The sequence below is a fragment of the Clostridium sp. AN503 genome (assembly GCF_040719375.1).
Taxonomy (GTDB): Bacteria; Bacillota; Clostridia; order Lachnospirales; family Lachnospiraceae; genus Brotaphodocola.
In genome coordinates, this window is record NZ_JBFDTP010000002.1 from 2938298 (window position 1) to 2960068 (window position 21771).

The 21771-nt window shown below is 52.7% G+C and carries 20 protein-coding genes, 1 pseudogene and 1 riboswitch; of the genes and pseudogenes, 10 read left to right on the plus strand and 11 right to left on the minus strand.

The window, feature by feature from the left end; genetic code table 11:
* Positions 1-107 precede the first annotated feature (107 nt).
* A complete protein-coding gene (locus tag AB1I67_RS20960; protein WP_367032191.1) occupies positions 108-1241 on the plus strand; it encodes a DUF362 domain-containing protein in 1134 nt (377 codons plus the stop codon).
* A 199-nt stretch (positions 1242-1440) separates the two neighbouring features.
* On the opposite strand, the gene rsmH is transcribed toward AB1I67_RS20960, so the two are convergent.
* On the minus strand, positions 1441-2511 hold the full coding sequence (gene rsmH / locus AB1I67_RS20965; RefSeq protein WP_367032193.1) for a 16S rRNA (cytosine(1402)-N(4))-methyltransferase RsmH: 1071 nt from the start codon (positions 2509-2511) through the stop codon (positions 1441-1443).
* 26 nt (positions 2512-2537) lie between these two features.
* On the minus strand, positions 2538-3560 hold the full coding sequence (gene dctP, locus AB1I67_RS20970) for a TRAP transporter substrate-binding protein DctP (protein ID WP_367032194.1): 1023 nt from the start codon (positions 3558-3560) through the stop codon (positions 2538-2540).
* 117 nt (positions 3561-3677) lie between these two features.
* On the opposite strand from dctP, the gene AB1I67_RS20975 reads away from it, so the two are divergent.
* Positions 3678-4247: a hypothetical protein gene (locus AB1I67_RS20975; protein ID WP_367032196.1), complete on the plus strand. Its 570-nt coding sequence runs from the start codon at positions 3678-3680 to the stop codon at positions 4245-4247.
* Here AB1I67_RS20975 and AB1I67_RS20980 read toward each other — a convergent pair.
* Complete coding sequence (locus tag AB1I67_RS20980; RefSeq protein WP_367032197.1) at positions 4232-5140, minus strand: AraC family transcriptional regulator; 909 nt, start codon at positions 5138-5140, stop codon at positions 4232-4234. The genes AB1I67_RS20975 and AB1I67_RS20980 overlap by 16 nt on opposite strands.
* A gap of 257 nt (positions 5141-5397) precedes the next feature.
* Between AB1I67_RS20980 and AB1I67_RS20985 the strand changes: the two genes are divergently transcribed.
* The 4 genes from AB1I67_RS20985 to AB1I67_RS21000 are packed head-to-tail and all read left to right on the plus strand — an operon-like array spanning position 5398 to position 9187.
* Positions 5398-6492 carry a TRAP transporter substrate-binding protein gene (locus AB1I67_RS20985; RefSeq protein WP_367032198.1) on the plus strand — a complete coding sequence of 365 codons (1095 nt, stop codon included), beginning with the start codon at positions 5398-5400 and terminating at the stop codon, positions 6490-6492.
* A 23-nt stretch (positions 6493-6515) separates the two neighbouring features.
* A complete protein-coding gene (locus tag AB1I67_RS20990; RefSeq protein ID WP_367032199.1) occupies positions 6516-7025 on the plus strand; it encodes a TRAP transporter small permease in 510 nt (169 codons plus the stop codon).
* Positions 7022-8329: a TRAP transporter large permease gene (locus AB1I67_RS20995; RefSeq protein ID WP_367032201.1), complete on the plus strand. Its 1308-nt coding sequence runs from the start codon at positions 7022-7024 to the stop codon at positions 8327-8329. Before AB1I67_RS20990 ends, AB1I67_RS20995 begins: the two co-directional genes overlap by 4 nt.
* A gap of 18 nt (positions 8330-8347) precedes the next feature.
* The gene (locus AB1I67_RS21000) at positions 8348-9187 is read left to right on the plus strand and encodes a creatininase family protein (protein ID WP_367032202.1); all 840 of its coding nucleotides are present in this window, start codon (positions 8348-8350) and stop codon (positions 9185-9187) included.
* A 390-nt stretch (positions 9188-9577) separates the two neighbouring features.
* Here the strand turns inward: AB1I67_RS21000 and AB1I67_RS21005 are convergent, their stop codons facing one another.
* The 7 genes and pseudogenes from AB1I67_RS21005 to thiC form a co-directional block, all read right to left on the minus strand.
* On the minus strand, positions 9578-11308 hold the full coding sequence (locus AB1I67_RS21005) for an oleate hydratase (RefSeq protein ID WP_367032204.1): 1731 nt from the start codon (positions 11306-11308) through the stop codon (positions 9578-9580).
* Positions 11309-11471: 163 nt separating this feature from the next.
* Positions 11472-12695, minus strand: a complete 1224-nt coding sequence (tyrS, locus tag AB1I67_RS21010) for a tyrosine--tRNA ligase (RefSeq protein ID WP_367032205.1) — start codon at positions 12693-12695, stop codon at positions 11472-11474.
* Between the two features lie 183 nt (positions 12696-12878).
* On the minus strand, positions 12879-13058 hold the full coding sequence (locus AB1I67_RS21015) for a hypothetical protein (RefSeq protein ID WP_367032206.1): 180 nt from the start codon (positions 13056-13058) through the stop codon (positions 12879-12881).
* Positions 13059-13181: 123 nt separating this feature from the next.
* Positions 13182-13970, minus strand: coding sequence for a bifunctional hydroxymethylpyrimidine kinase/phosphomethylpyrimidine kinase (gene thiD, locus AB1I67_RS21020; RefSeq protein WP_367032675.1), 789 nt, complete (start codon positions 13968-13970; stop codon positions 13182-13184).
* A gap of 60 nt (positions 13971-14030) precedes the next feature.
* Positions 14031-15473 (minus strand): annotated as a pseudogene (gene thiM, locus AB1I67_RS21025) (hydroxyethylthiazole kinase); the annotation flags it as partial.
* Positions 15470-16006 carry an energy coupling factor transporter S component ThiW gene (gene thiW / locus AB1I67_RS21030; RefSeq protein ID WP_367032207.1) on the minus strand — a complete coding sequence of 179 codons (537 nt, stop codon included), beginning with the start codon at positions 16004-16006 and terminating at the stop codon, positions 15470-15472. The pseudogene thiM and the gene thiW, both read right to left, overlap by 4 nt.
* 62 nt (positions 16007-16068) lie before the next feature.
* Positions 16069-17379, minus strand: a complete 1311-nt coding sequence (gene thiC / locus AB1I67_RS21035; RefSeq protein ID WP_367032208.1) for a phosphomethylpyrimidine synthase ThiC — start codon at positions 17377-17379, stop codon at positions 16069-16071.
* 121 nt (positions 17380-17500) lie between these two features.
* Positions 17501-17612, minus strand: a riboswitch (TPP riboswitch).
* Between the two features lie 224 nt (positions 17613-17836).
* Between thiC and AB1I67_RS21040 the strand changes: the two genes are divergently transcribed.
* The 4 genes from AB1I67_RS21040 to AB1I67_RS21055 all read left to right on the plus strand — a co-directional run bounded on the left by AB1I67_RS21040 (position 17837) and on the right by AB1I67_RS21055 (position 20351).
* Positions 17837-18121, plus strand: coding sequence for a type II toxin-antitoxin system RelB/DinJ family antitoxin (locus AB1I67_RS21040; RefSeq protein WP_367032210.1), 285 nt, complete (start codon positions 17837-17839; stop codon positions 18119-18121).
* Positions 18114-18380: a Txe/YoeB family addiction module toxin gene (locus AB1I67_RS21045; RefSeq protein ID WP_367032212.1), complete on the plus strand. Its 267-nt coding sequence runs from the start codon at positions 18114-18116 to the stop codon at positions 18378-18380. The genes AB1I67_RS21040 and AB1I67_RS21045 overlap by 8 nt, the downstream gene beginning before the upstream one ends.
* Positions 18381-18591: 211 nt before the next feature.
* The gene (locus AB1I67_RS21050; protein ID WP_367032214.1) at positions 18592-19428 is read left to right on the plus strand and encodes an AraC family transcriptional regulator; all 837 of its coding nucleotides are present in this window, start codon (positions 18592-18594) and stop codon (positions 19426-19428) included.
* The gene (locus AB1I67_RS21055; RefSeq protein WP_367032216.1) at positions 19425-20351 is read left to right on the plus strand and encodes a DMT family transporter; all 927 of its coding nucleotides are present in this window, start codon (positions 19425-19427) and stop codon (positions 20349-20351) included. The genes AB1I67_RS21050 and AB1I67_RS21055 overlap by 4 nt, the downstream gene beginning before the upstream one ends.
* Here AB1I67_RS21055 and mgtE read toward each other — a convergent pair.
* Positions 20346-21689, minus strand: a complete 1344-nt coding sequence (gene mgtE / locus AB1I67_RS21060; RefSeq protein ID WP_367032218.1) for a magnesium transporter — start codon at positions 21687-21689, stop codon at positions 20346-20348. The genes AB1I67_RS21055 and mgtE overlap by 6 nt on opposite strands.
* Between the last annotated feature and the right edge of the window lie 82 nt (positions 21690-21771).

The following is a 21771-nucleotide window of genomic DNA, read 5'->3' on the forward strand; positions in this document are numbered from 1 at the left end:
CACTCCAGATGATATGCTCTTTATTGATTGATACTTTTTCTCATTTATTGTATAATAGGAACACTTAATGAGATGTGTCTATTTCACCAGGAAAAGGAGTATTACATATGGAAAAATCAAAAGTGTATTTTACAGATTTCCGCACCGTTGCATTTGGGGACGGACTCACAATGAAGCTTAAAAAGCTGATCAAAAAAGCCGGGATCGGCGATATTGACATGGACGGGAAGTTCGTCGCCATCAAGATGCATTTCGGCGAGCTGGGGAATATCAGTTTCCTGCGGCCCAACTATGCAAGGGCTGTGGTGGACGTGGTAAAGGAACTGGGCGGAAAGCCATTTTTAACCGACTGCAACACCATGTATCCAGGCAGCCGCAAGAATGCGCTGGAGCACCTGGAATGTGCATGGGAGAACGGATTTACCCCGCTGACCGTCGGCTGCCCGATCATCATCGGCGACGGCTTAAAGGGAACAGACGATATCGGAGTGCCGGTTGTCGGAGGCGAATATGTAAAGGAAGCAATGATCGGACGCGCCGTGATGGATGCAGATGTATTTATCAGCCTCACCCACTTTAAAGGACATGAGGCGACTGGTTTTGGCGGCGCCCTCAAGAATATCGGCATGGGCTGCGGTTCCCGTGCGGGCAAGAAAGAACAGCACTGCAGCGGCAAGCCCGTCATTGATGAAGCGTTATGCCGCGGCTGTACAAAATGCCAGCGGGAATGTGCCAACAGCGGTCTTGTCTTTGACGAGAGCACGAAAAAAATGCATGTGGATCTGGACAACTGCGTGGGCTGCGGACGCTGCCTGGGCGCCTGCAACTTCGACGCCATCAACTTCAGCGGAGATGACGCCGTGGAGCTGTTGGACCGCCGCATTGCGGAATACACCAAGGCTGTCGTGGACGGGCGCCCGAACTTCCACATCTCCCTGATCGTGGATGTGTCCCCCAACTGTGACTGCCATGGTGAGAATGACGCGCCGATCCTTCCGAACATCGGTATGTTCGCATCCTTTGACCCGCTGGCCTTAGACCAGGCCTGCGTGGACGCCTGCCTTGCAGCCGCTCCGATGCCGAACAGCCAGCTGTCCGACCATCTGGCGGACCCGCATTTCCACGACCACCACGACCATTTCAAGAATTCCACACCGGAATCCGAGTGGCGCGCCTGCTTAGAGCACGCCGAGAAGATCGGCCTGGGAAGCCGGGAGTATGAGCTGGTAGACTGCAGATAGGGACATATTTTAAAGCGCCGAAGAATCTTGATATCGCTGATTCTTCGGCGCTTTTTTATATAACAGGAAAGTTCGTCCTGTTATATAAAAAGCCCTCCGGGCAGGATCGCACTGCGGCGGAGATGAATGATGTCGCTGAAGCGACCTGCCGCAGGCGGAGAATCCTGCAAGCAGGATTCTTTGTTATTTGAGATAACAGTCACGCCCGTACCGCCCACCGCATCTTTGTAGATTTGGCCCGGCTGTTGCGCACGCATTCCTCGGCGGAAGGCCGGATGACCTCCTCCGCGATATCGCTGTAAAGCCCCGCTTTCTTATATTGTTTAAATGACTTTTTTACGAGACGGTCCTCACCGGAATGAAAGGTCAGGATCGCTGCGCGGCCCCCGGGAGCCAGCACATGGGGCAGCTTGTCCAGAAATGCATAAAGCACTTCAAACTCGCTGTTGATATCGATCCTCAGCGCCTGGAAAGTCCGGGCGCAGGACTTTTTCACCGCATCCTTCCTCTTATCCTCAGGTATAAATGACAGAGTCTTTTCAATGATCTCCCTGACCCTCGTGGTCGTATCCACCGGTTTCCCATGACGGACCTCTCTGACGATTGCCTCCGCGATCTCCGCCGCATAAGGCTCATCCGCATTCTCCAGGAGCATCCCCGTCAGCTCCTCCTGATCGATGGTCCGCAGCCTTTCTGCCGCCGTGATCCCCTTCTCCGGATTCAGACGAAGGTCCAGCGGCCCTTCAAACTTGTAGGAAAATCCGCGCTCCGGGTTGTCGATCTGCATGGACGACACGCCTAAGTCCGCCAGGACGAAATCAAACGGTCCTGCCTCCTGTGCGATCTGGTCGATATCCGCGAAATTCATCTGGCGGATCGTCAGGATCTCCTCCCCATACCCCAGATCTGCCAGACGCTTTTTCGTCTTCGCAGACTCGATCGGGTCTACGTCCAGAGCATAGATATGCCCATCGCCTTCCAGGCATTTTAACATGGCCTGGGTATGCCCGCCATATCCAAGCGTCGCGTCCAGCCCTTTCTGGCCCGGACGGATCTGTAAAAATCCCAGGATTTCATTGACACAGATAGAAATGTGCATCCCTGCCGGCGTGCTGCCCTTCTGGATGACCTTTTCTACGGTATCGGCGTATTTTTCCGGGTTCAGCTCCTTATATTTTTCTTTGTAATTTTTCGGATGGGTTCCTTTGTAGCGCACTCTGCGCTTGTGGGGCTGCCCGCCTCCTGCCTGATGCTGCTTATCCGTTTCCATATCTCTGCTCCTTATCTGTCAACTATTTACATTCTTCCGGCCGCTACGATCCGGTCGATCACGTCAAGATAGGCACCGCTCTCATAAGCCGACCATATGGGTTCACATGCCTTGCGGAACGCCAAAAGCTGCTCATCCGTCGGCACAATGATCGTAACCTGGCGTTTTTCCATCTCCTGCCGCGCCTTTACCTCGGCCTCATCCCACAGCTTCTGCTGATAGGCCCACGATTCCAGCGCAGTCTCGTCTATCATCTCCAGATCCTTCTCCTCCAGCTTCCCACGGCTCACCTCGCTCATGACCAGCATGTCTGCATTCCTGGTGTGGGCGTCCTCCACGAAATACGGCGCCACCCTTTCATATCCCTGTTCCAGATAATTCACCATGGAATTCTCCGCCGCTGACACCGCGCCTTCCTGAAGCGCCGCATACACATCGCCATATTCCAGCACCACCGGAATCCCGCCAAGCTCCTCTACCATGGACATCATCAGCCGCGATTCCTGCACACGCACCAGCATCCCTTCCATATCTGAAGGGCCATAAACCGGCTTCTTTGAGTAAAAGCACCTGGCTCCGCCGTCATAATAAGTCAGTCCATACATATGCAGCTTCTCCATGGACTCCCCCCGGAGCACTGCCATCCCGATATCGCCGCCGTGCACCTTCCGGAAATGCTCCGTATCCTCGTACACATAGGGCATCACAAATGCATGAAATTCCGGTACATAGTTGGTCATAACTGACACGTCGGTCTTTACCATGTCGATGCTGCCGTACTGGAGCTGTTCGAGACAGGAGAATGAATCCCCCAGCGCGCTGTCGTTATATACCTCAATGTGGATGCGTCCGTCGCTGCGCTCTTCCACCTGGTCCGCAAACCATTCAATGGCTGCGCTGGTGCAGCTGTCCGACGGAAGATTATTCGCAAGAGTCAGAACGACCGGCTCTGCTGTATCCGTATCCGCTTCTGCCTCCATCTCCGCCTGTTGGCATGCGGTAATCATCATGGCTGCTGCCGCCACGATCATCCAAATCCTTTTCTTCAATGCTGACGCCTCTCTTTTCAGATTGATTCTATCTGTTATTGTATATAAATCCAGAATATTTAGCAAGATAATTTTGTATAGCTGCAGTAACCTGTTCAGACCACCGGAGGTTTCCCTATGTTCATCAGTATCATTGCCTATTTTTTCATTCCTGCCTACACTATTTTTTTCGTGGAGGGCAGCGACTGGTTCACTACCAATTTTTCAGTGATCGGGAACCTTGCAGGACGCCAGGGCGAATTTGTCCTGTGGGGGCTATGCGTAGGCATCTATTTTTTCTGGTGCCTGCGAAAGATCGTCTCATGCATGGAGAAGCGCCCCAAGGGGATGTGGCTGATCCCGCTCTCCCTAGTGCTCCTCACCTTTGCCATCACAACCCCCTATCTGCCGGAAGCCCTGCCGTTTAAATCCTTTCTGCATATTGTATTTGCATTCATGGCGGCAGTCTGCCTGATGTGCAGCCTGTACCTGATCGTTATCGCACTCTGCCGTCAAAATGCATCTGCCTACCGGCGGTACCTTACGGGACTTATCGTTATCACCCTGGTCTCCGGGGCCTTACTCTGGCTGGCCGGGATCGTCAGCAGCGCACTGGAGATCTTTTTTACGATCTCCACAGTGATCCTTGTGAAGCGATTATATGAAAGGACACGGCGATCACGTGATGTATTTCAGGACTCCACATAACAGTTTGTTGAATAATCTGCCAGCTGTTTTCTGGCTGTATCACGAAATTCCTTGGGTGTGGTCCCATATACTTTTTTAAATGCTTTTAAAAAACTGGTATACTCGGAAAATCCGCATTTCATGCATACGTCCATGATCCCATTTCCAGTAAACAGCATCATTCTTGCATCCTCCAAACGCAGCCGCATAATGTAGGTATAAACGCTGATCCCCGTGTAGGTTTTGAATATCCGTGACAAATGCCCTTTACTCACATGGACCGCTTCTGCTACCTCCTCAATCTCCAGAGCCGGTTCCCTGTAATGACGGCTGATATAACGAATGGCAAGCGTTACTGTCTTATTAGCCATAGGCAGGATCACCGCTCTTTGCTTTGTGACAATATGCCGGAACAGGATCAGCATCTCCCGAAGCAGAGAAGCTGTCATAGCCTCCCGGTAAGGCTCCTCTAAAGACATGGCAAAATCCACCTTTTCCAGCATGGTCTCAAATCCCCATGCACGGACTGCCTCCTGGTTGATCACAAACGGCTTCTTTAAAAAATCAAACTGCCCCCGTTCCATCCCTTCCTTTTCCAGTGTAGACCAAAGATACTCGGGAAACACATGTAGTATAGTGCGGCTGTACCGGCTGTCCTCTGATAGTACGCTGGTAGAATGGGTCATCCCAAACGGAATCGATATCAGCGCTCCTTTCGACAGTGAGAACTGGTTTCCCTCTATAGAAATAGAGATCTGACCCTCTGTGATAAGTATAAATTCATAAAACACATGGCTGTGAAATATAATCTTTCCTTTTATCATATCGGAAAAATGTAGTAAATTCGCACGGTCCCATTCTAATGCATCATTCGGCAGCGGTATCGTAAAATCCGTATAAGAATTGAAATCCATACTCTCTCTCCCATATATCATTATTTGCAATATTTATCACCATTTTTGCAACCAGATGCTTCTTGTTTGAATGGCAATTTTTCATCATATCTCTCATATATTTCCGCCTATTATAGTTAAATTTAACATATTTCATCAATATTTGCAAGATATTCATCACAATTATCCTAGATATTAAATGGCAAAAAATGATATCCTGATTATATCAGTAAAGGTTCTGTGCGAACCATTTTATACAATACCCAAGGAGGAACATCATGAAAAAAACACTTTTACTCAGCGCAGCACTTGTCCTTGGCCTCACGGCATGTTCGGGAGGGGCCGCCAGTTCTGTAAAAAACGAGACTGTTCAAACACAAACCTCTGGCCAATACGACGTCTCCGGCGACGGTCCGGCATCCAGTGAAGCGGGCACAGACGCATTTGCAGACGCTCCCACTGTCAAAATGCAGTTTGCAGAAAATCAGCCGTCCACTTCCAGCGTCGGAATCAACGCTGAGGAATTTTGCAAAAAAGTGGCTGAACGTACAGCCAATACAGTCCAAATTGAATTCTACGGGGATGCACTTTTAGGCGACGAAGCTTCTGTTATCGGCGGGATCGAGGCCGGGACCATCGAGTTTACCAGAGTCAACGCATCCGCACTCCAGGCAACAGTACCGGAAGTCGGAGTCCTGACCCTGCCTTATCTTTATAAGGACAATGCACACTGCTACCGTGTTCTGAACAGTGATGTGGGCGATGATCTTCTTGCCAGGTGCCAGGATCACGGATTTGTGGGCCTGCGTTTCTCCGGCGGAAACAAAGACAATAAGCCCAGCGGCTTCCGCAGCTTTTATGCAGCAACACCGATTAATAGTGTTGCAGACTTAAAAGGCAAAAAAATCCGTGTTCAGGAATCAGAAGTCGTGATCAAAATGGTGGAAGCCCTCGGCGGTGTGGCTACTCCCATGGCATACGGAGAGGTATTCCAGGCACTGCAGACCGGCGTGATCGATATTGCAGAAAATGACCCGTCCAGCTATTACCAGTCCGGGCATTACGAAGTAGCCAAATATTACACCCGCGACAATCACCAGCTCAATGTCAGCATGTATATCATGAGCCAGAAAGCATACGATGCCATGACCGAGGCTCAGCGCACTGTCTTCCTGGAGTGCCTGGACGAATATCTTGAAAAGAATTCTGATGATGTAGCCGTGAATATTGAAGAGTTTGAGAAAAAAGCAGTTGAGTCGGGATGTGAGTTCATTGATGTAGATACCGCTTCGTTCCAGGAAGCCTGCCAGTCTGTCTACGATATGTTCCCGGACTATTCTGAAATGCTGGAGCGCATTAAAGCAATTGATTAATCCTGAGAGGAAGTGAGATTCTAGTGAAAAAATACCGAAAATTCCGGCGTGCCGTGGACCGGCTTCTGGTATGGGAGAAATATTACTGCATCGCCACGATGCTCATCATGCTGGTCCTGGCCTTTTGCCAGGTGGTCCTGCGCTATGTGTTCAATAAACCCTGGAGCTGGTCCGATGAGATCATCCTGATGGTCCTGGCATGGTTCTCGTATCCGGCCATCATGTTCAATGTGTGGAATGACAACCATTTCCATATCAGCAGTGTATACGATAAGTTTCCTCCTGCCCTAAAAAAGGCGGCAGACATCACCCGGCATATCCTTATGGGTGTGTTCCTGGCAATGATGGGCTACTACGGGCTGAAGCTTACCCAGCAGTACTGGCCCAAACCCATGCCTGCCAGTGGCTGGTCCCAGGGACTTAAATTCATCCCGGTCATGGCAGGAGGCATCTTAAGTGCATTCTTCTGCCTGGTCAATCTGATCGGCGTACTGATCGGCGCCGACCAACCAGAGAAAGGAGGCAACGCATGAGCGGAACAGACGCAATCGGCCTGATCATGCTGTTTGGCCTGATCATCTTTTTCATCCTCATCCGTATTCCCATAGCATTTTCACTGGGGCTATCCTCGTTCTTCACGGCCCTGTATCTGGGAGTACCGCTCTACAACCTGTTCTCCGCCGCGGCAACAGGGCTGAGCACCTTTACATTCATGGCTGTGCCGTTTTTTATGATCATGGGACAGATCATGTCCGACGGAGACATCTCCGCCCGGCTCATCCAGTTCTGCAACATTGTGGTGGGACGCATCCGCGGCGGCACCGCAATCGTGAATATCCTGGTAAGCATGCTGTTCGGCGGTATCTCCGGCTCCTCCGTGGCGGATGTCTCCTCCATTGGAGCCATGCTGATACCGGCCATGAAAGAGGAGGGCTATGACGACAGCTACTCAGTGGCAGTTACCGTCACTTCCTCCGTGCAGGGCGTCATCATCCCGCCCAGCCAGAATATGATATTTTACTGCATCTATGCCAACGCGGGACTGTCCATAACCACCATGTTCATCAGTGGTTATATCCCCGGCATCCTGCTGGGTCTGGCCCTAATGGTCCCGACCATCCTCATTGCACAGAAGCGGCGCTATCCGGTCAGCGAAAAGCGCTCATTACGAGAAAATATAAAAACGGTCAAGGATGCACTGTTCGGCCTGTTCGCCATGGTCATCATCATCGTGGGGACCACCTGCGGAATCTGCTCCGCCACGGAAGCCGCCGCCCTGGCTGCAGTATATGCGCTGTTTGTCACCATGGTGATCTACAAGAACATGAACTGGAAGAAATTTTTAAAGGGAATGTTAAACTGTGTGGACAGCATGACCATGGTCATGGCTGCGATCGCCACCGCCTCCTGCTTCCGCTACATGCTTTCCTACTTAAAAGGCCCGTCAAAACTGGCCGCCTGGCTTTTATCCCTGACCAGTAACGCAAACCTGCTGATCTTCCTGCTGGTCCTGATGGTCCTTGTGCTGGGCTGCTTTATCGATATGGGGCTGCTGCTCATCATGCTAACTCCGGTTCTCGTTCCGGTCGTCACCTCCCTGGGCGTGAACCCCTATCATTTCGGCATCGTCTTTATCATGGCATGCGCCATAGGGCTGGTGACGCCGCCTGTGGGAAACGCCATCATCCTGGGCTGCAACATAGGAAAGGTCAAAGCAGAGAAATGCATCCGGGATCTGCTGCCTTTTGTTGGCGCCATGGTCATCTGCACCCTGCTGTTTTTGGCATTCCCCCAAATTTCCCTGGGACTGCCTAAGCTGCTCGGGTACATCAAATAGAAAGGGGTACATACTACATTGAGAACCAGAATTTTATCAAAGCTCACCAATCACGAAGTGGAAGAATATTTAAAGAAAAACGACCTGATCATTGTAGCCGTCGGCACCGTGGAAATGCACGGAGGTCTGCCGCTTGACTGCGAGACCGTAGTATCCGAAGCCTTTGCACTCAAAATGGCAGAAAAGACCGACGCCCTGGTCCTGACCAATCTTCCTTATTTCTATGCCGGAGCAACCGCCTCCGGCCGGGGTACGGTCCAGGTAAGCGTCCGTTCCGGGATCGATTATCTGATGGAGATCGCAAAATCCCTGCTGCGTCAGGGCTTCAAGCGGCAGATCTATGTCAGCTTTCACGGCCCTGCACACATGACCTGTTCCCCGGTCATGCGTGATTTCTTCGATGAGACAAAAGTCCCGATCCTGTATCTGGACATGATCATGGGACTGTCAAAGGCGCTGTCCACCGCGGCCCCGCATGGTTTTGAAGTGATAAACAGCCTGTTCTACGCTGGCTACGATGTCATGGGCCGCCTTGAGGATATCCCGCTGACTCCGGAGATCGGCGAAGATTTCTCCATCCCGTGGGAATCCACGGTGAAACCCTTTGACAGCTTCTTATCCGGCCTCTCCTATCAGTCCGGCGGATATGGCTATTATTTCGGCGATCCCCGTGACCACGCTCCCACCCCCCGCGCAGACACTCCCGCGCAGAGAGCCGACCTGGCAGCCCAGGGCACCAGGCTCATGGATCAGATTATAGAATCATTGGACATCCCGCAGGTTGCAGAAAAAATGCGGGATGTAGAAGCCTTCGTTAAAGAAGTTGTAGTTCCCCGCTGCCAGGACTGGCTGCCGTAAAATGTTGTCAGTGTTTAATGGCCGAAGTAAAACTGAAGACAGAACATGTTTTTTGCTTTTTTGTGGTGGCAGAGAATGTCAGCGCACCGCACCGTTTTGGCGGGGGAGGGCGGGGGGCTGCAGAGACAGATGGCAGCGACTTTTTCAAGGCTCGTGGGCGCTTAGAAGAAAGAGGCGGATATGGTTGAGGTTGCGCAGGGTGTACAACACCCGGAGCAAAGCGAACGCGGAGGCGAAATCATCAAGATTTCGCTGTAGCTTTCGCGGTCCTCAATCATATCCGCCTCTTTCTTCTTAGCGCCCACCGCCGAGGAAACCGGAGCTGCCAGCTGTCCCTGCAGCCCCCGCCCTCCCCCGCCAAAACGGTGCGGTACGCGTACCCTTCTCAATCTACAGATAAGCCTTTTTCAATGCTCTCAAAAGTACCTTCGGATCCCGGTTATAAGGAGTCACCGGGCACACATTCCTGTCAATGCCCATCAGCCCGTAGACCGCCAGCCTTGCTGCACGCACCGAGTACTCTTCTGTAAATACCATATCGTCAGGGATCTCCACAAACTGGCTGACCATAGCAAAATTGGTGGAACCCTGCGGGATCACCTGCGGACGGTCGCTCATCTTGCGCGGCTCAAACTGTGCATCCACATATGGCATGTAGCATGGGATCACATTCACTACCGTCTCTAAAAGGTCGTCGATCTCCTCCTCCGGCAGATGCAGATGATGCAGGTACTCTACCAGGATCTCCCGGCCGGTACAGTCCTTCATGGGCTTCTTCACATAATCGCCGATGTGATCTGTATATAATCCGTAAGCCCAGAAGATCGTCTGATCCATAGGCTGGTTCACAAAATGCGGCTGCGCGGCAACCACGCTGCTCAGCCTCCAGCTGGAATCCTTGAAGGTCATCAGCGCGCCGCTACCAGGAACATTGCCCGTGAAGCGCTCGATACGTTTCAGAAGCTTATCTCCATTGCAGGTCACGGTGATGCTCTGCCAGTTGGTCTCATGCTCCTTACTGAAGAACGGTTCCGGATTACCAAGGCCCGGCTTCTTCGCCGCCACCTTCGCCCACAGCTCTCCGGATATGGGGCGCAGCTCAGGCGCCGGGGCCGGGGTATCCATATCGCCCAGCGTCGCACAGTCGGTCATACATGCATTGGTCATAATGCAGATGTCTCCCGGCACAAGCTCCACGGTCTCCTGACGGTCGCCGTAATCCAGATGAAGGGTCTTCACCGTGATCCCCTCCCCGTCCTCAAAATCAATATCCGTAACGGTGCAGTTCTCCACAAAATTCACACCAAAGTCACGCAGATACGCCTCCAACGGGCGGATCACGCTGTCATACTGGTTGTAGGGGCTTCTGGTCACACCCTCCAGGGTCTCAATCCGGCTGAACTCGAAGATCATCCGGTTCATATAACGGCGGAACTCAAAGAGGCTGCTCCATTTCTGGAAAGCAAAGGTGGTCTGCCACATATTCCAGAAGTTGGTCTCGAACATATGGGGATCGTCCGCAAACCACTGCTCGATGGTCATATCGTCCAACTTCCGCTCGTCCGTGGTCAGAAGCTTTAAGAGGGCCATCCGGTCCTGATGGTTAAAGCCCATGCTCTTTACATCCAGGATGTAGCCGTCCCGGTCCACCAGCCTGGCTTTCGCGCAGGTGGGATGGGCGTGGTCAAAGTTTAAGATCTCCTCGGTCACGCTGCGGTCCGGCTGCTCCAGCGACGGAATGCTCCGAAACAGCTCCCAGAAGTTCTCGTAGGTTTCCTCGTTGAGCATACGCCCGCCGCGGCACACAAATCCCTTCTCCGGCGTACCGATGCCGTCGTTGCTCCCACCAAGGATATGCATCCCCTCATACACGGTGATCTGCTCCCCCGGGAACCCGCAGTCCCGGATCAGATATGCCGCAGCAGCCAGGCAGGCCAGACCGCCGCCCACCAGATAAGCATGGTTGTCCGTATAATCCCGGTCGGTCAAAAGAAGCTTCTGGTCGTCCTGCTCCTTCTGCTCGGCATTCTGTTTCACCTTGTCATAAACCACCTTGCCCACAACCGCAGTACCGGCCAGGACTGCCCCGGCCTTAAGCGCCTTGTCCAATTTCTTTCCCATAAAAGTATCCCCTTTACTATATAGTTTTAATTACTACTTATTGTAATACAAACAGCCGCATATTTCCAGTCCAATCCATAAAAGTTTCTCTATATTTTTACGTTTTTCCCCGATCATGCTCCTAAAGCAAAAGCCCCGCTCTCCGGCAGGGCTTTCCTCATCTTTACAGAGTTACTTTCATAAAGTTTTTCTTGCCTCGTTTCACAACAACTCCGTCTCCTGCAAATACATCTTTTCCAAATACGGCCTTGATGTCTTTGATCTGGGTTCCATCCACGGAAACGCCGCCCTGCTCCACATTTCTCCTTGCCTCGGAGCGGGACGGAGCCAGGCCGGATTTCTGGAGGACAGACAGGATGTCGATGGTTCCGTCCGTGAAATCCTCCTCCACAAGCTGGTGGCCCGGCATGTTCTCCAGGCTGCCCTGACCGCTAAACAGCGCGCGGGCCGCGTTCTGCGCCTTCCCAGCTTCCTTCTCGCCGTGGATCAGCTTTGTCAGCTCATAGGCAAGGATCTCTTTTGCGGTGTTAAGCTGGCTTCCCTCCCACTTATCCATCTCATCGATCTGCTCAAGAGGCAGGAAGGTCAGCATACGCAGGCATTTCAGCACATCCGCATCGGCTACATTTCTCCAGTACTGATAGAACTCGAACGGGGAAGTCTTGTTCGGGTCCAGCCATACGGCGCCGGACTGGGTCTTGCCCATCTTCTTGCCCTCGGAATTGAGGAGCAGGGTGATGGTCATCGCGTGAGCGTCCTTGCCCAGCTTGCGGCGGATCAGCTCCGTACCGCCTAACATGTTGCTCCACTGGTCGTCACCGCCGAACTGCATATTGCAGCCGTATCTGCGGTACAGCTCCAGGAAATCGTAGCTCTGCATGATCATGTAGTTGAACTCTAAAAAGCTTAAGCCCTTTTCCATCCTCTGCTTGTAGCACTCGGCCCGCAGCATGTTGTTGACGGAAAAGCACGCGCCTACCTCTCTGAGGAATTCCACGTAATTTAAGTTCAGCAGCCAGTCCGCATTGTTCACCATCATCGCCTTGCCCTCGCCAAAGTCGATGAAACGGCTCATCTGCTCCTTGAAGCAGTCGCAGTTATGCTGGATCGTCTCCGGGGTCATCATCTGGCGCAGGTCGCTTCTTCCGGACGGATCGCCGATCATGCCGGTACCGCCGCCGATCAGGGCGATCGGCTTGTTCCCCGCCATCTGCAGGCGCTTCATCAGGCACAGGGCCATAAAATGCCCCACATGCAGGCTGTCCGCCGTCGGGTCAAAACCGATATAGAAGGTTGCCTTTCCTTCATTTACCAGCTTTTTGATCTCTTCTTCATTTGTAACCTGGGCGATCAGGCCGCGGGCTACCAGTTCTTCGTAGCAGTTCATCTTTCATTCTCCTTTTCGTTGATTGACCAGCCTGTCCTGGCCGGCTTAAGTTTTGATTCATCGGACATAATTTCCTACGAATCAAAAAACCTCATCCTCTGACATATCAATCGATATCTCAAAAGGACGAGGTTCTATCTCGTGTTACCACCTTAAGTTCACAGACGGCTCTCACCATCTGCCTTAGCGGGCATCCTGCTTCCGTCTGTCTTCACAGACCGGTACATGATGTTCCAGCAGGATAACGGGTGCTGCATAACCGTCACAGCCTACTTGGCCTGCTCTGTCAAAAATCTGCGCAGAGCACCGTTCGGTGTGAAGCTCCAGGAGGTATTCCCCGTCAGTCTTCCACGCGCCTCTCATCTGCCGGCTGCTTTCTGTGTGGGGCTCTGGCTGGTACTTGTTCCTGTCATCGCTAAGTCTATATTCATGTGTTATGGCTGATTATATAATCCAAAGATAAATTTGTCAAGCCTTAAAAACCCTTTAACCCTTTATTTTATAGCAGTGGTCCAGCGGTCCGCTCCCTTTGCCAAGGTCAAGCCCGGAAGCCAATGCCCCGGATAAATACGCTTTAGCCTGACGCACACTCTCCTCCACGCATCTTCCTTCCGCCAGCCCGCAGGCGATCGCAGAGGACAGGGTACAGCCTGTCCCGTGGGTATTGGGACTGTCAATGCGGTCCCCGTAAAACCAGGTCCATGTTCCGTCCCGGTACAGCACATCATTGGCGGTCCCGATCTGATGGCCGCCCTTGACCAGGACCGCACCGCCGTATTTTTCCGCGATAAGCTGCGCCGCCTGTTCCATTTCACGCTCTGTCTCCACCCGGATTCCCGAAAGCAGCTCCGCCTCCGGGATATTCGGCGTCATCACGACAGCAAGCGGAAGAAGCTGCGCCGCCAAAGCATCCATTGCGTCCTCCGCCAGCAGACGGCTTCCGCTGGTAGAGACCATCACCGGGTCCAGCACAATGTTTTTCGCATGATACTCCTTCAGTTTTGCGGCGATCGCTGTGATGATATCCTTCCTGGAAACCATGCCGATCTTGACCGCGTCCGGGCAGATGTCCGTGAAAACACAATCCAGCTGTTTTGCCACAAATTCCGGCGCAGCGTCTGCAATCCCGTAGACGCCGGTGGTATTCTGGGCCGTCAGGGCTGTGATTACACTCATGCCATACGCTCCCAATGCCGTCATGGTTTTTAAGTCCGCCTGGATGCCGGCTCCTCCGCTGCAGTCAGAACCGGCGATCGTAAGTACCTTTCTGCGCAAAGGATCCGTGGAGTTCCCGCCTATGATCTTATGGGCCACCGTTTCCTTCAGCTGTCTCACTGCCCCGGCTATATCCGCCTCGCCGAAGATCCCGGACACGACCGCAACGCCGGACACACCAGTGCCGGCAAGCTCCCCCGCATTCCCGGCATGGATGCCTCCGATCGCCACTACCGGTATGGACACAGCAGAGGTGATCTCTTTTAAGCGTTCCATCGTCATGGGTTTTGCATCTGATTTGGTGGATGAGCCAAATACCGCCCCGCACCCCAGATAGTCGGCTCCCGCAGCCTCAGCACGTTTCGCCTGCTCCACGGTTTTTGCCGTAACGCCGATGATCTTATCCGGACCAAGGATCTGCCTTACCTCACCAGTTTCCAGATCTTCCTGCCCCACATGGATACCGGCGGCTTTGCAGGCCAGTGCCACCTTCACATTGTCATTGATGATCAGAGGGACACCGTACTTATCTGTCAGCGCTTTTACCTGTTTCGCCTCTTCTATAAATTCTGCCTCATCCATATGCTTCTCCCGGAGCTGGACCAGGGTCACACCCGCTTTCAGCGCCGTTTCCAACTGCTGCAAAAGTGTCTTCTCTCCGGTCCATGCCCGGTCTGTCACTGCGTATACCTCCAGATCAAAGTCATGTTCCAGCCGTATCCGGCGGCTCACAGCCTCATCCGTGAGGCGGCTCATCTCATCGATAAAATGCATCCGGAAGCTGCCTGTCCCGCCTCCGGCCCGCACAGTCTTTTCTTCTGCAAGTTCCCCACAGATGCCGACGCCCGCCACCGCCTGAACCACCTGCCAGAATTGATCCCCGGCGCCTTCATGCATCCGCAACGCCGCCAGCGCCGCCGCCAGCACGCCATCCATCATGCAGCCTGCCCCGGTTATCCTCCCCATAAACGGAGTTCCGTTTTTTATAAAGCAAACCTGCTTTTCATCTGCCACAAGGTCCGCAGCCCCGGTCATAACGACCACCGCACGGGTCTGACGGGAGAGCTCCTTTACCATATCCACCGTTTCCCGTCGGTTCTTCCGCGTGAGAGCTTCCCGCTGGTCCACATCCACTCCGCGGGAAAAGCTGCGTTCCTGCACAAGCGCCCGGATCTCCGAGGCATTTCCACGTATGACGGTTACGGGAACCTCCCTTAAAATGCGAAGAGCCATTTCTTTCCGGAATGCGGACGCCCCTGCGCCAACCGGGTCCAGCACCACCGGATGTCCCAGCTCCACCGCCCGACGTCCGGCGGTCACCATCGTTTCCACGGCGCTCTCTTTTAACGTCCCCAGATTCAGCACCAGGCCATGGCTGATATCCGTGATATCCAGAGCCTCCTTGATTCCGTCCGCCATGATGGGAGAAGCGCCGGCTGCCAGGAGCATATTTGCCACATCATTTGCCGTGACATAGTTGGTTATACAGTGGATGACCGGCTGCTGTTTCTGGATCTGGGAAAACACATTCCACCAACGCCTGTTTCCTGTCCCCCCTTTCATCTCGCTTCTCCCCGCGCGCCATTCTCCAGCATATGCTCCAGATAATCCATCGCCCCGGATTTATAAAGCGCTCCGATCAGTACCACCGCCATGGCGGTTCCGCATACCGTACTCATCAGAAACGGCAGTACATAGGCAAACAGCGCGGCTTCCTTTCCCATGATCAGGGTCGCAACCGGAAAACACAGGATCCCGCCGATCACACCGGTCCCAAACACCTCGCCTGCATAGGCAAAGGCAAGCTTTTCTGTGTGTTTATACAGAATCCCGCAAAGATACGCCCCCACCATGCTTCCCGGAAACGCCAAAAGGCTCCCGGTCCCCATCAGATTGCGGATCAGGGAAGTGCAAAATGCCATGCACACACCGTATACCGGTCCTAAAAATACTCCGGCGACCACGTTGCAGAGATGCTGGATCGGAAAACATTTTGACGCTCCGATCGGAATGGAAAATGTGGATAATGATACCGCTAATGCGGTCAGCATACCGCTGACCACGATCTTCTTTGTATTGATCGTATTTATTTTCATGGGCTTGTCCTCCTGATTTTTATCTATCCTGTGCCTGGCCTTCTTTTATCTTTCTTGCCCCATCACTCGTCATAGATGCTCACGATCTCCCCCTCCAGGATCCGGTTCATATTCTTTACCGCGCAGAAATTCCCGCACATAGAGCAGGTATCCTCCTTCTCAGGCCTCGCGGACTCCCGGTAGGCGCGGGCTTTTTCCGGGTCAATGGATAAGCGGAACATTTCTTCCCAATCCAGCTTCTTTCTGGCTGTGCTCATGGCCTTATCCCACTCCCTGGCGCCCTTTACGCCTTTTGCGATATCCGCCGCATGGGCGGCGATCCTGGCTGCAATGATCCCTTCCTTCACATCGTTCACATCCGGCAGCCTCAGATGTTCCGCCGGAGTCACATAGCAGAGAAATGACGCGCCTGCCGCCGCAGCCACAGCCCCTCCAATGGCCGCCGTGATATGGTCGTAGCCCGGCGCAATGTCCGTCACCAGCGGGCCCAGCACATAGAAAGGCGCGCCCTTGCAGACGGTCTCCTGGATCTTCATATTGGCAGCGATCTGGTCAAGAGGCATATGACCCGGCCCTTCGATCATAACCTGGACATCTCTCTCCCACGCCCGCCTGGTCAACTCCGCTAAGGTGATCAGCTCCTCCATCTGGGAAATGTCGGAAGCGTCCTCTAAACATCCCGGGCGGCAGGCGTCCCCAAGGCTTAGGGTCACGTCATATTCCCGGCAGATATCCAGGATCCGGTCGTAATGCTCATAAAAAGGATTCTCCTGGCCTGTCATCTCCATCCAGGCAAAGATGATGGAGCCGCCCCGGGAGACAAGATTGGTCAGGCGCTTCGCTTCCTTAAACCTCTTTGCCGTATTCCGGTTGATGCCCACATGGATGGTCTGAAAGTCCACGCCGTCCTTCGCGTGCATTTCCACGATCTGAAGCCACTCCTCGGAGGTGATCTCTTTCAGCGGTTTGTGGTAATAGACCACCGCGTCATAGATCGGCACGGTGCCGATCATGGCCGGGCATTCTGCCGTCAGCTTTTTCCGGAATGTCCGGGTATCCCCAAAGGAGCTTAGGTCCATAATGGATTCCGCCCCCATTAAAACCGCGTCGCGGACCTTCGTCAGCTCCATGTCCATGTCCTTCCAGTCCCGCGAGGTCCCCAGGTTCACATTGATCTTTGTCTTTAGCATGGAACCGATCGCATTCGGCTCTATGCAGGTGTGAAGGCGGTTGCAGGGGATGATGGCCTTTCCCTCCGCCATCAGTTTCATCAGTTCCTGCGGATCCATCTGCTCTTTCTCTGCCGCCGCTTTCATTTCCGGCGTAAGGATGTGTTTCCTGGCGGCGTCCATCTGTGTGGTGTACTCTCTCATGTTGTTCTCCCTTCTTTGCTCATGCAGCCTGAACGGGCAGCAAAAAAACGGCGGCATCCTGTGTACGAACCTTACGCTCACACAGGACGCCGCCGGGTACGTTTAAAACGATCCGTCAAAGACGCCTTCTTCGCATATGATCCCTACGTTGGCATTACCCAAATCAGGTTATAAAGGTCGAAGTTCGATTACTTCCTCTCAGCCCGCTGTCACGAGCTCCCTCATTTTGCATGTATAAAAATCTTCTTTACCAGTATAGCACTGAGGATGGAATCCGTCCAGAGTAATTTTTATAAGTCCGAATTTTTCAGCGGTAATGGGACATCGGCATGGGACATCGGCACCGTAATGAACCGTAATGAAAATCTCATTTTTGTATGTACAATGTAATGCTTTTATATTGACATTGATATCAGTATGTCATATACTAAAAGAAAGAAAAGGAGGAGGTGTTTCCATGGCATCCAAAACTGATACCATTAATATTCGCGTAGATGCTGAACTGAAACAACAGGCAGAAAAGATTTTTTCCAGTCTTGGCATCCCCACGTCAACTGCCATTACCATGTTTTTAAAATCCACGGTCCGGTGCAACGGGTTTCCGTTCAGCCTGACCCTTGATCCGTTTTACTCTGCTGAAAACCAGGCGCGCCTGCAAAAGACCATAGCAGCATATGAGCATGGTGTTTCCCAGACGATCAGGAAGAATATGGATGAACTGGAGGAACTGTCTGATGACTAATCTGCTATTTCTCCAGGAAGGCTGGGATGACTATCTATTCTGGCAAACCCAGGACAAGCGGATATTAAAACGCATTAATCTCCTGTTACAGGATATCTCAAGGAATCACTATACCGGCCTTGGCAAGCCGGAACCGCTGAAAGGTAATTTTTCCGGTTGGTGGAGCCGCAGGATTGACAGCGCCAACCGGATTGTCTACAAAATAGAAGCTGACTGCATTGTCATTGCCCAGTGCCGTTCGCATTATGGCAATCATTGAATTTTCTTTATTGGTAATCTCACACTTTTTGGTCTTTGATCTGACCACCCTTTCAAGTCCAGTGTTACATTTTACAAGAAAATTGTTTTCAGTTATGGTATACTATGAACACTTAGCAAGGCCAAGCCGCAAGTGCAGGGCGAGGTTAGTGACCATGGTGTACTGGTTCTCATCCATCCTATAAATAAACCATTCAGAAAGCAGGAATTTTATGCCATCCATTCAGGAACAGCGTCATGTATACTATGACCGGGATTTGCAGATTGAAGCATACAACTTAAGCGGGATCGTCCAGAAATTCCCCAACCACTTCCATGAGTATTATGTGATCGGGTTCGTGGAGGGCGGGAGCAGGCATCTCTGGTGCAGGAACCAGGAGTATGACTTGACTGCCGGGGATATGATCCTTTTTAACCCTCGTGATAATCACTGCTGCGCTCCGGTAAACGGGGAAATCCTGGATTACCGGGCCGTCAATATCGATGTCGATATTATGATCCAGGCCGCACGGGAGATCACCGGGCAGGATTACACGCCCCGCTTCACCCAGAATGTAGTGCGCCAGAGTGAGATCGCCGGCTCCATCGGGGAGTTGTACGACGCCATCCTGCACCGGGAAGCGCGGCTGAAAAAGGAGGAGGCGTTCTACTTCCTTCTCGAACAGATCCTCCAGGATTTCTCTACCCCCTTTGAGCATCTGGCTCCGCCTGAACCGGACGCCCAGGTAAAGATGCTGTGCGGTTATATGGAGGAGCATTTTGCGGAAAATATTTCCCTGGATGAGTTGCTGACCATGGCGAACTTCGGAAAATCCTATCTTTTACGGGCTTTTACAAGACAGGTGGGCGTGTCCCCCTACCGCTACCTGCAGACCATCCGCTTGGGCCGCGCCAGAAAATTCCTGGAACAGGGCATGGCTCCGGTGGATGCCGCCGTCAATACGGGCTTCTCCGACCAGAGCCATTTTACCAACTTCTTTAAGGAATATACGGGACTGACGCCGAAACAGTATCAGAAAATTTTTACAGAAAAAGGAGCATCATTATGACCACCGACACCTCCACGGCTGCTTCGGCATCCCCTGCCCGCACAAAAACCGCAGGCCATCTGTCCGCCATCTTCACCATCGTGGTCTGGGGGACCACGTTCATTTCTACCAAAGTGCTGCTGGATGCATTTTCCCCAATTGAGATCCTGTTCATCCGCTTTGTCATCGGCTATCTTGCCCTGTGGTGCGTCTGCCCACGGGTCCTGCACGTAAAAGACCGGCGGCAGGACTGGTGCTTCGCTGCCGCCGGCTTATGCGGCGTAACCCTGTATTATCTGTTTGAAAATATCGCCCTGACCTATACGCTGACCTCCCATGTCAGTGTCATGGTCTCCATGGCCCCGTTCTTCACTTCCCTGTTAAGCTGCCTGGTCCTCCGGGAAAGATATCCGGGCGCAAGGTTCTATCTGGGCTTCCTGGTAGCCATGTGCGGGATCTGCCTGATCAGCTTCCAGGGCAGTTCCGACTTGAAATTAAGCCTGACCGGGGATTTGTTAGCCATAGCCGCGGCGGGCCTCTGGGCGCTTTACTCCATCCTGACGAAAATGATCGGCAACTTCGGATACTCTGTGATCCAGAGCACCCGGCGGACCTTTTTCTTTGGTATCCTTTTTATGCTGCCGGTGATCTGGAGGATGGGATTTGACGTACAGCCGTCCGACATGTTCCAGACCACCAACCTGCTCAACCTGGTATTCTTAGGCTTTGGAGCCTCCGCCCTCTGCTTCGTAACCTGGAACTATGCGGTGCGCAGCTTAGGCTCTGTGAAAACCAGCGTATATATCTACGCTGTCCCGGTCATCACTACGGTCACCTCCGGGCTGATCTTAAAAGAGTCCGTTACGCCGGCAGCTGTCTGCGGCATTGCGCTGACCCTGGCCGGTCTGCTGCTGTCCCAAAAGGAGAAAGGTAAACCATCATAAATTCAGCAATCTGCACGCCAGCTGGAAATAGATGACCAGGCTGAACGCATCTACAATGGTTGTGATCAGCGGAGCAGCCATAATGGCCGGGTCCAGTCTCAGCACCTTTGCGGCGATCGGCAGCACGCAGCCGATGGTCTTCGCCAGCAAAACTGTGGCAAACAGGCTTAAGACCACGGTCAGACAGATCATCTCGCTGCCCGGATACATGATGACAAGGCGCACATAGTTTACCATACCGAGGATGATTCCGACCACTACGCCGACCCGCAGTTCTTTCCAGATCACCCGGAAGATATCCGCCGTCTCGATCTCACCGACCGCCATACCACGGATGATCAGGGTGCTGCTCTGGCTTCCCGCATTGCCGCCGGTGTCTGTCAGCATTGGGATAAAGGTAACTAACAGCGGGATCACCGCAAATGCATTCTCATATTTGGCAAGGATGCCTCCTGTCACCATACTGCTGATCATCAGGATCAGCAGCCAGAGGATCCGGTTTTTAGCAAGCTGGAGCACACTGGTCTTTAGATAGGGCTTTTCACTGGGCGCCATAGCCGCCATCTTTTCAAAGTCCTCCGTGGCCTCCTGTTCCATAACATCCACGATATCGTCAACCGTAACGATACCCACCAGCCGGTTCTCATGATCCACCACCGGAAGGCTCAAAAGGTCATAGCGCTGGAACATGTCCATGACCTCCTCCTGGTCGTCGGTGGTCACCGCCTTGATCACATGGGTGTCCATAATGTCCCGGATCACCGTCTCATAGGGATTCATCAGCAGGTCTTTGACCGTCACGACTCCCTCTAAAGCCCGCTTGGAGTCCATCACATAGCAGGTGTATATGGTCTCCTTGTCCACGCCGTTCTTACGGATATAGGCAAATGCCTCCTCCACCGTCATCCGCTGCTTCAGCCCCACGTACTCCGCCGTCATAATGCTTCCGGCGCTGTTTTCCGGATAGTTTAAAAACTGGTTGATCAGATTCCGGGTATCGGGCGTGGCGATCTTTAAGACACGCTTTACCACATTGGCAGGCAGTTCCTCCAGCATATCTACCGCATCATCGACGAATAAGTCCTCAACGATGTATTTCAGTTCATAGTCCCCGATGCTGTTGATAATGTGTTCCTGATCCTCCGGTTCCAGACAGGCAAATACATCGCTGCTCAGTTCTTTGGGAAGCATGCGGAATACAACGACCTTTTTCTCCACATCCAGTTCCCCGATCAGCTCCGCGATATCTGCCTCATTCGCCTCCGCCAACTGTTCTTTCACCCTTCGGAACTGCTTTTCATTAACCAGCTCCAGGAGTTTTTCCATCTCCTCTTTCATGGGCGCCCCCTTCCTCTGACCCCTCTCTTCCGGGAGGCTTCAGTATTCTTTATCTGCAACTGTTCAGTTTCTCCTACAGTCA

Bases quoted from the DNA above. Each gene is read 5' to 3' on its own strand.
- AB1I67_RS20960 (WP_367032191.1), top strand. From the start codon at position 108: ATGGAAAAATCAAAAGTGTATTTTACAGATTTCCGCACCGTTGCATTT.
- rsmH (WP_367032193.1), bottom strand. From the start codon at position 2,511: ATGGAAACGGATAAGCAGCATCAGGCAGGAGGCGGGCAGCCCCACAAG.
- AB1I67_RS20975 (WP_367032196.1), top strand. From the start codon at position 3,678: ATGTTCATCAGTATCATTGCCTATTTTTTCATTCCTGCCTACACTATT.
- AB1I67_RS20980 (WP_367032197.1), bottom strand. From the start codon at position 5,140: ATGGATTTCAATTCTTATACGGATTTTACGATACCGCTGCCGAATGAT.
- AB1I67_RS20985 (WP_367032198.1), top strand. From the start codon at position 5,398: ATGAAAAAAACACTTTTACTCAGCGCAGCACTTGTCCTTGGCCTCACG.
- AB1I67_RS20995 (WP_367032201.1), top strand. From the start codon at position 7,022: ATGAGCGGAACAGACGCAATCGGCCTGATCATGCTGTTTGGCCTGATC.
- AB1I67_RS21005 (WP_367032204.1), bottom strand. From the start codon at position 11,308: ATGGGAAAGAAATTGGACAAGGCGCTTAAGGCCGGGGCAGTCCTGGCC.
- tyrS (WP_367032205.1), bottom strand. From the start codon at position 12,695: ATGAACTGCTACGAAGAACTGGTAGCCCGCGGCCTGATCGCCCAGGTT.
- AB1I67_RS21015 (WP_367032206.1), bottom strand. From the start codon at position 13,058: ATGAGAGGCGCGTGGAAGACTGACGGGGAATACCTCCTGGAGCTTCAC.
- thiW (WP_367032207.1), bottom strand. From the start codon at position 16,006: ATGAAAATAAATACGATCAATACAAAGAAGATCGTGGTCAGCGGTATG.
- thiC (WP_367032208.1), bottom strand. From the start codon at position 17,379: ATGAGAGAGTACACCACACAGATGGACGCCGCCAGGAAACACATCCTT.
- AB1I67_RS21040 (WP_367032210.1), top strand. From the start codon at position 17,837: ATGGCATCCAAAACTGATACCATTAATATTCGCGTAGATGCTGAACTG.
- AB1I67_RS21045 (WP_367032212.1), top strand. From the start codon at position 18,114: ATGACTAATCTGCTATTTCTCCAGGAAGGCTGGGATGACTATCTATTC.
- AB1I67_RS21050 (WP_367032214.1), top strand. From the start codon at position 18,592: ATGCCATCCATTCAGGAACAGCGTCATGTATACTATGACCGGGATTTG.
- AB1I67_RS21055 (WP_367032216.1), top strand. From the start codon at position 19,425: ATGACCACCGACACCTCCACGGCTGCTTCGGCATCCCCTGCCCGCACA.
- mgtE (WP_367032218.1), bottom strand. From the start codon at position 21,689: ATGAAAGAGGAGATGGAAAAACTCCTGGAGCTGGTTAATGAAAAGCAG.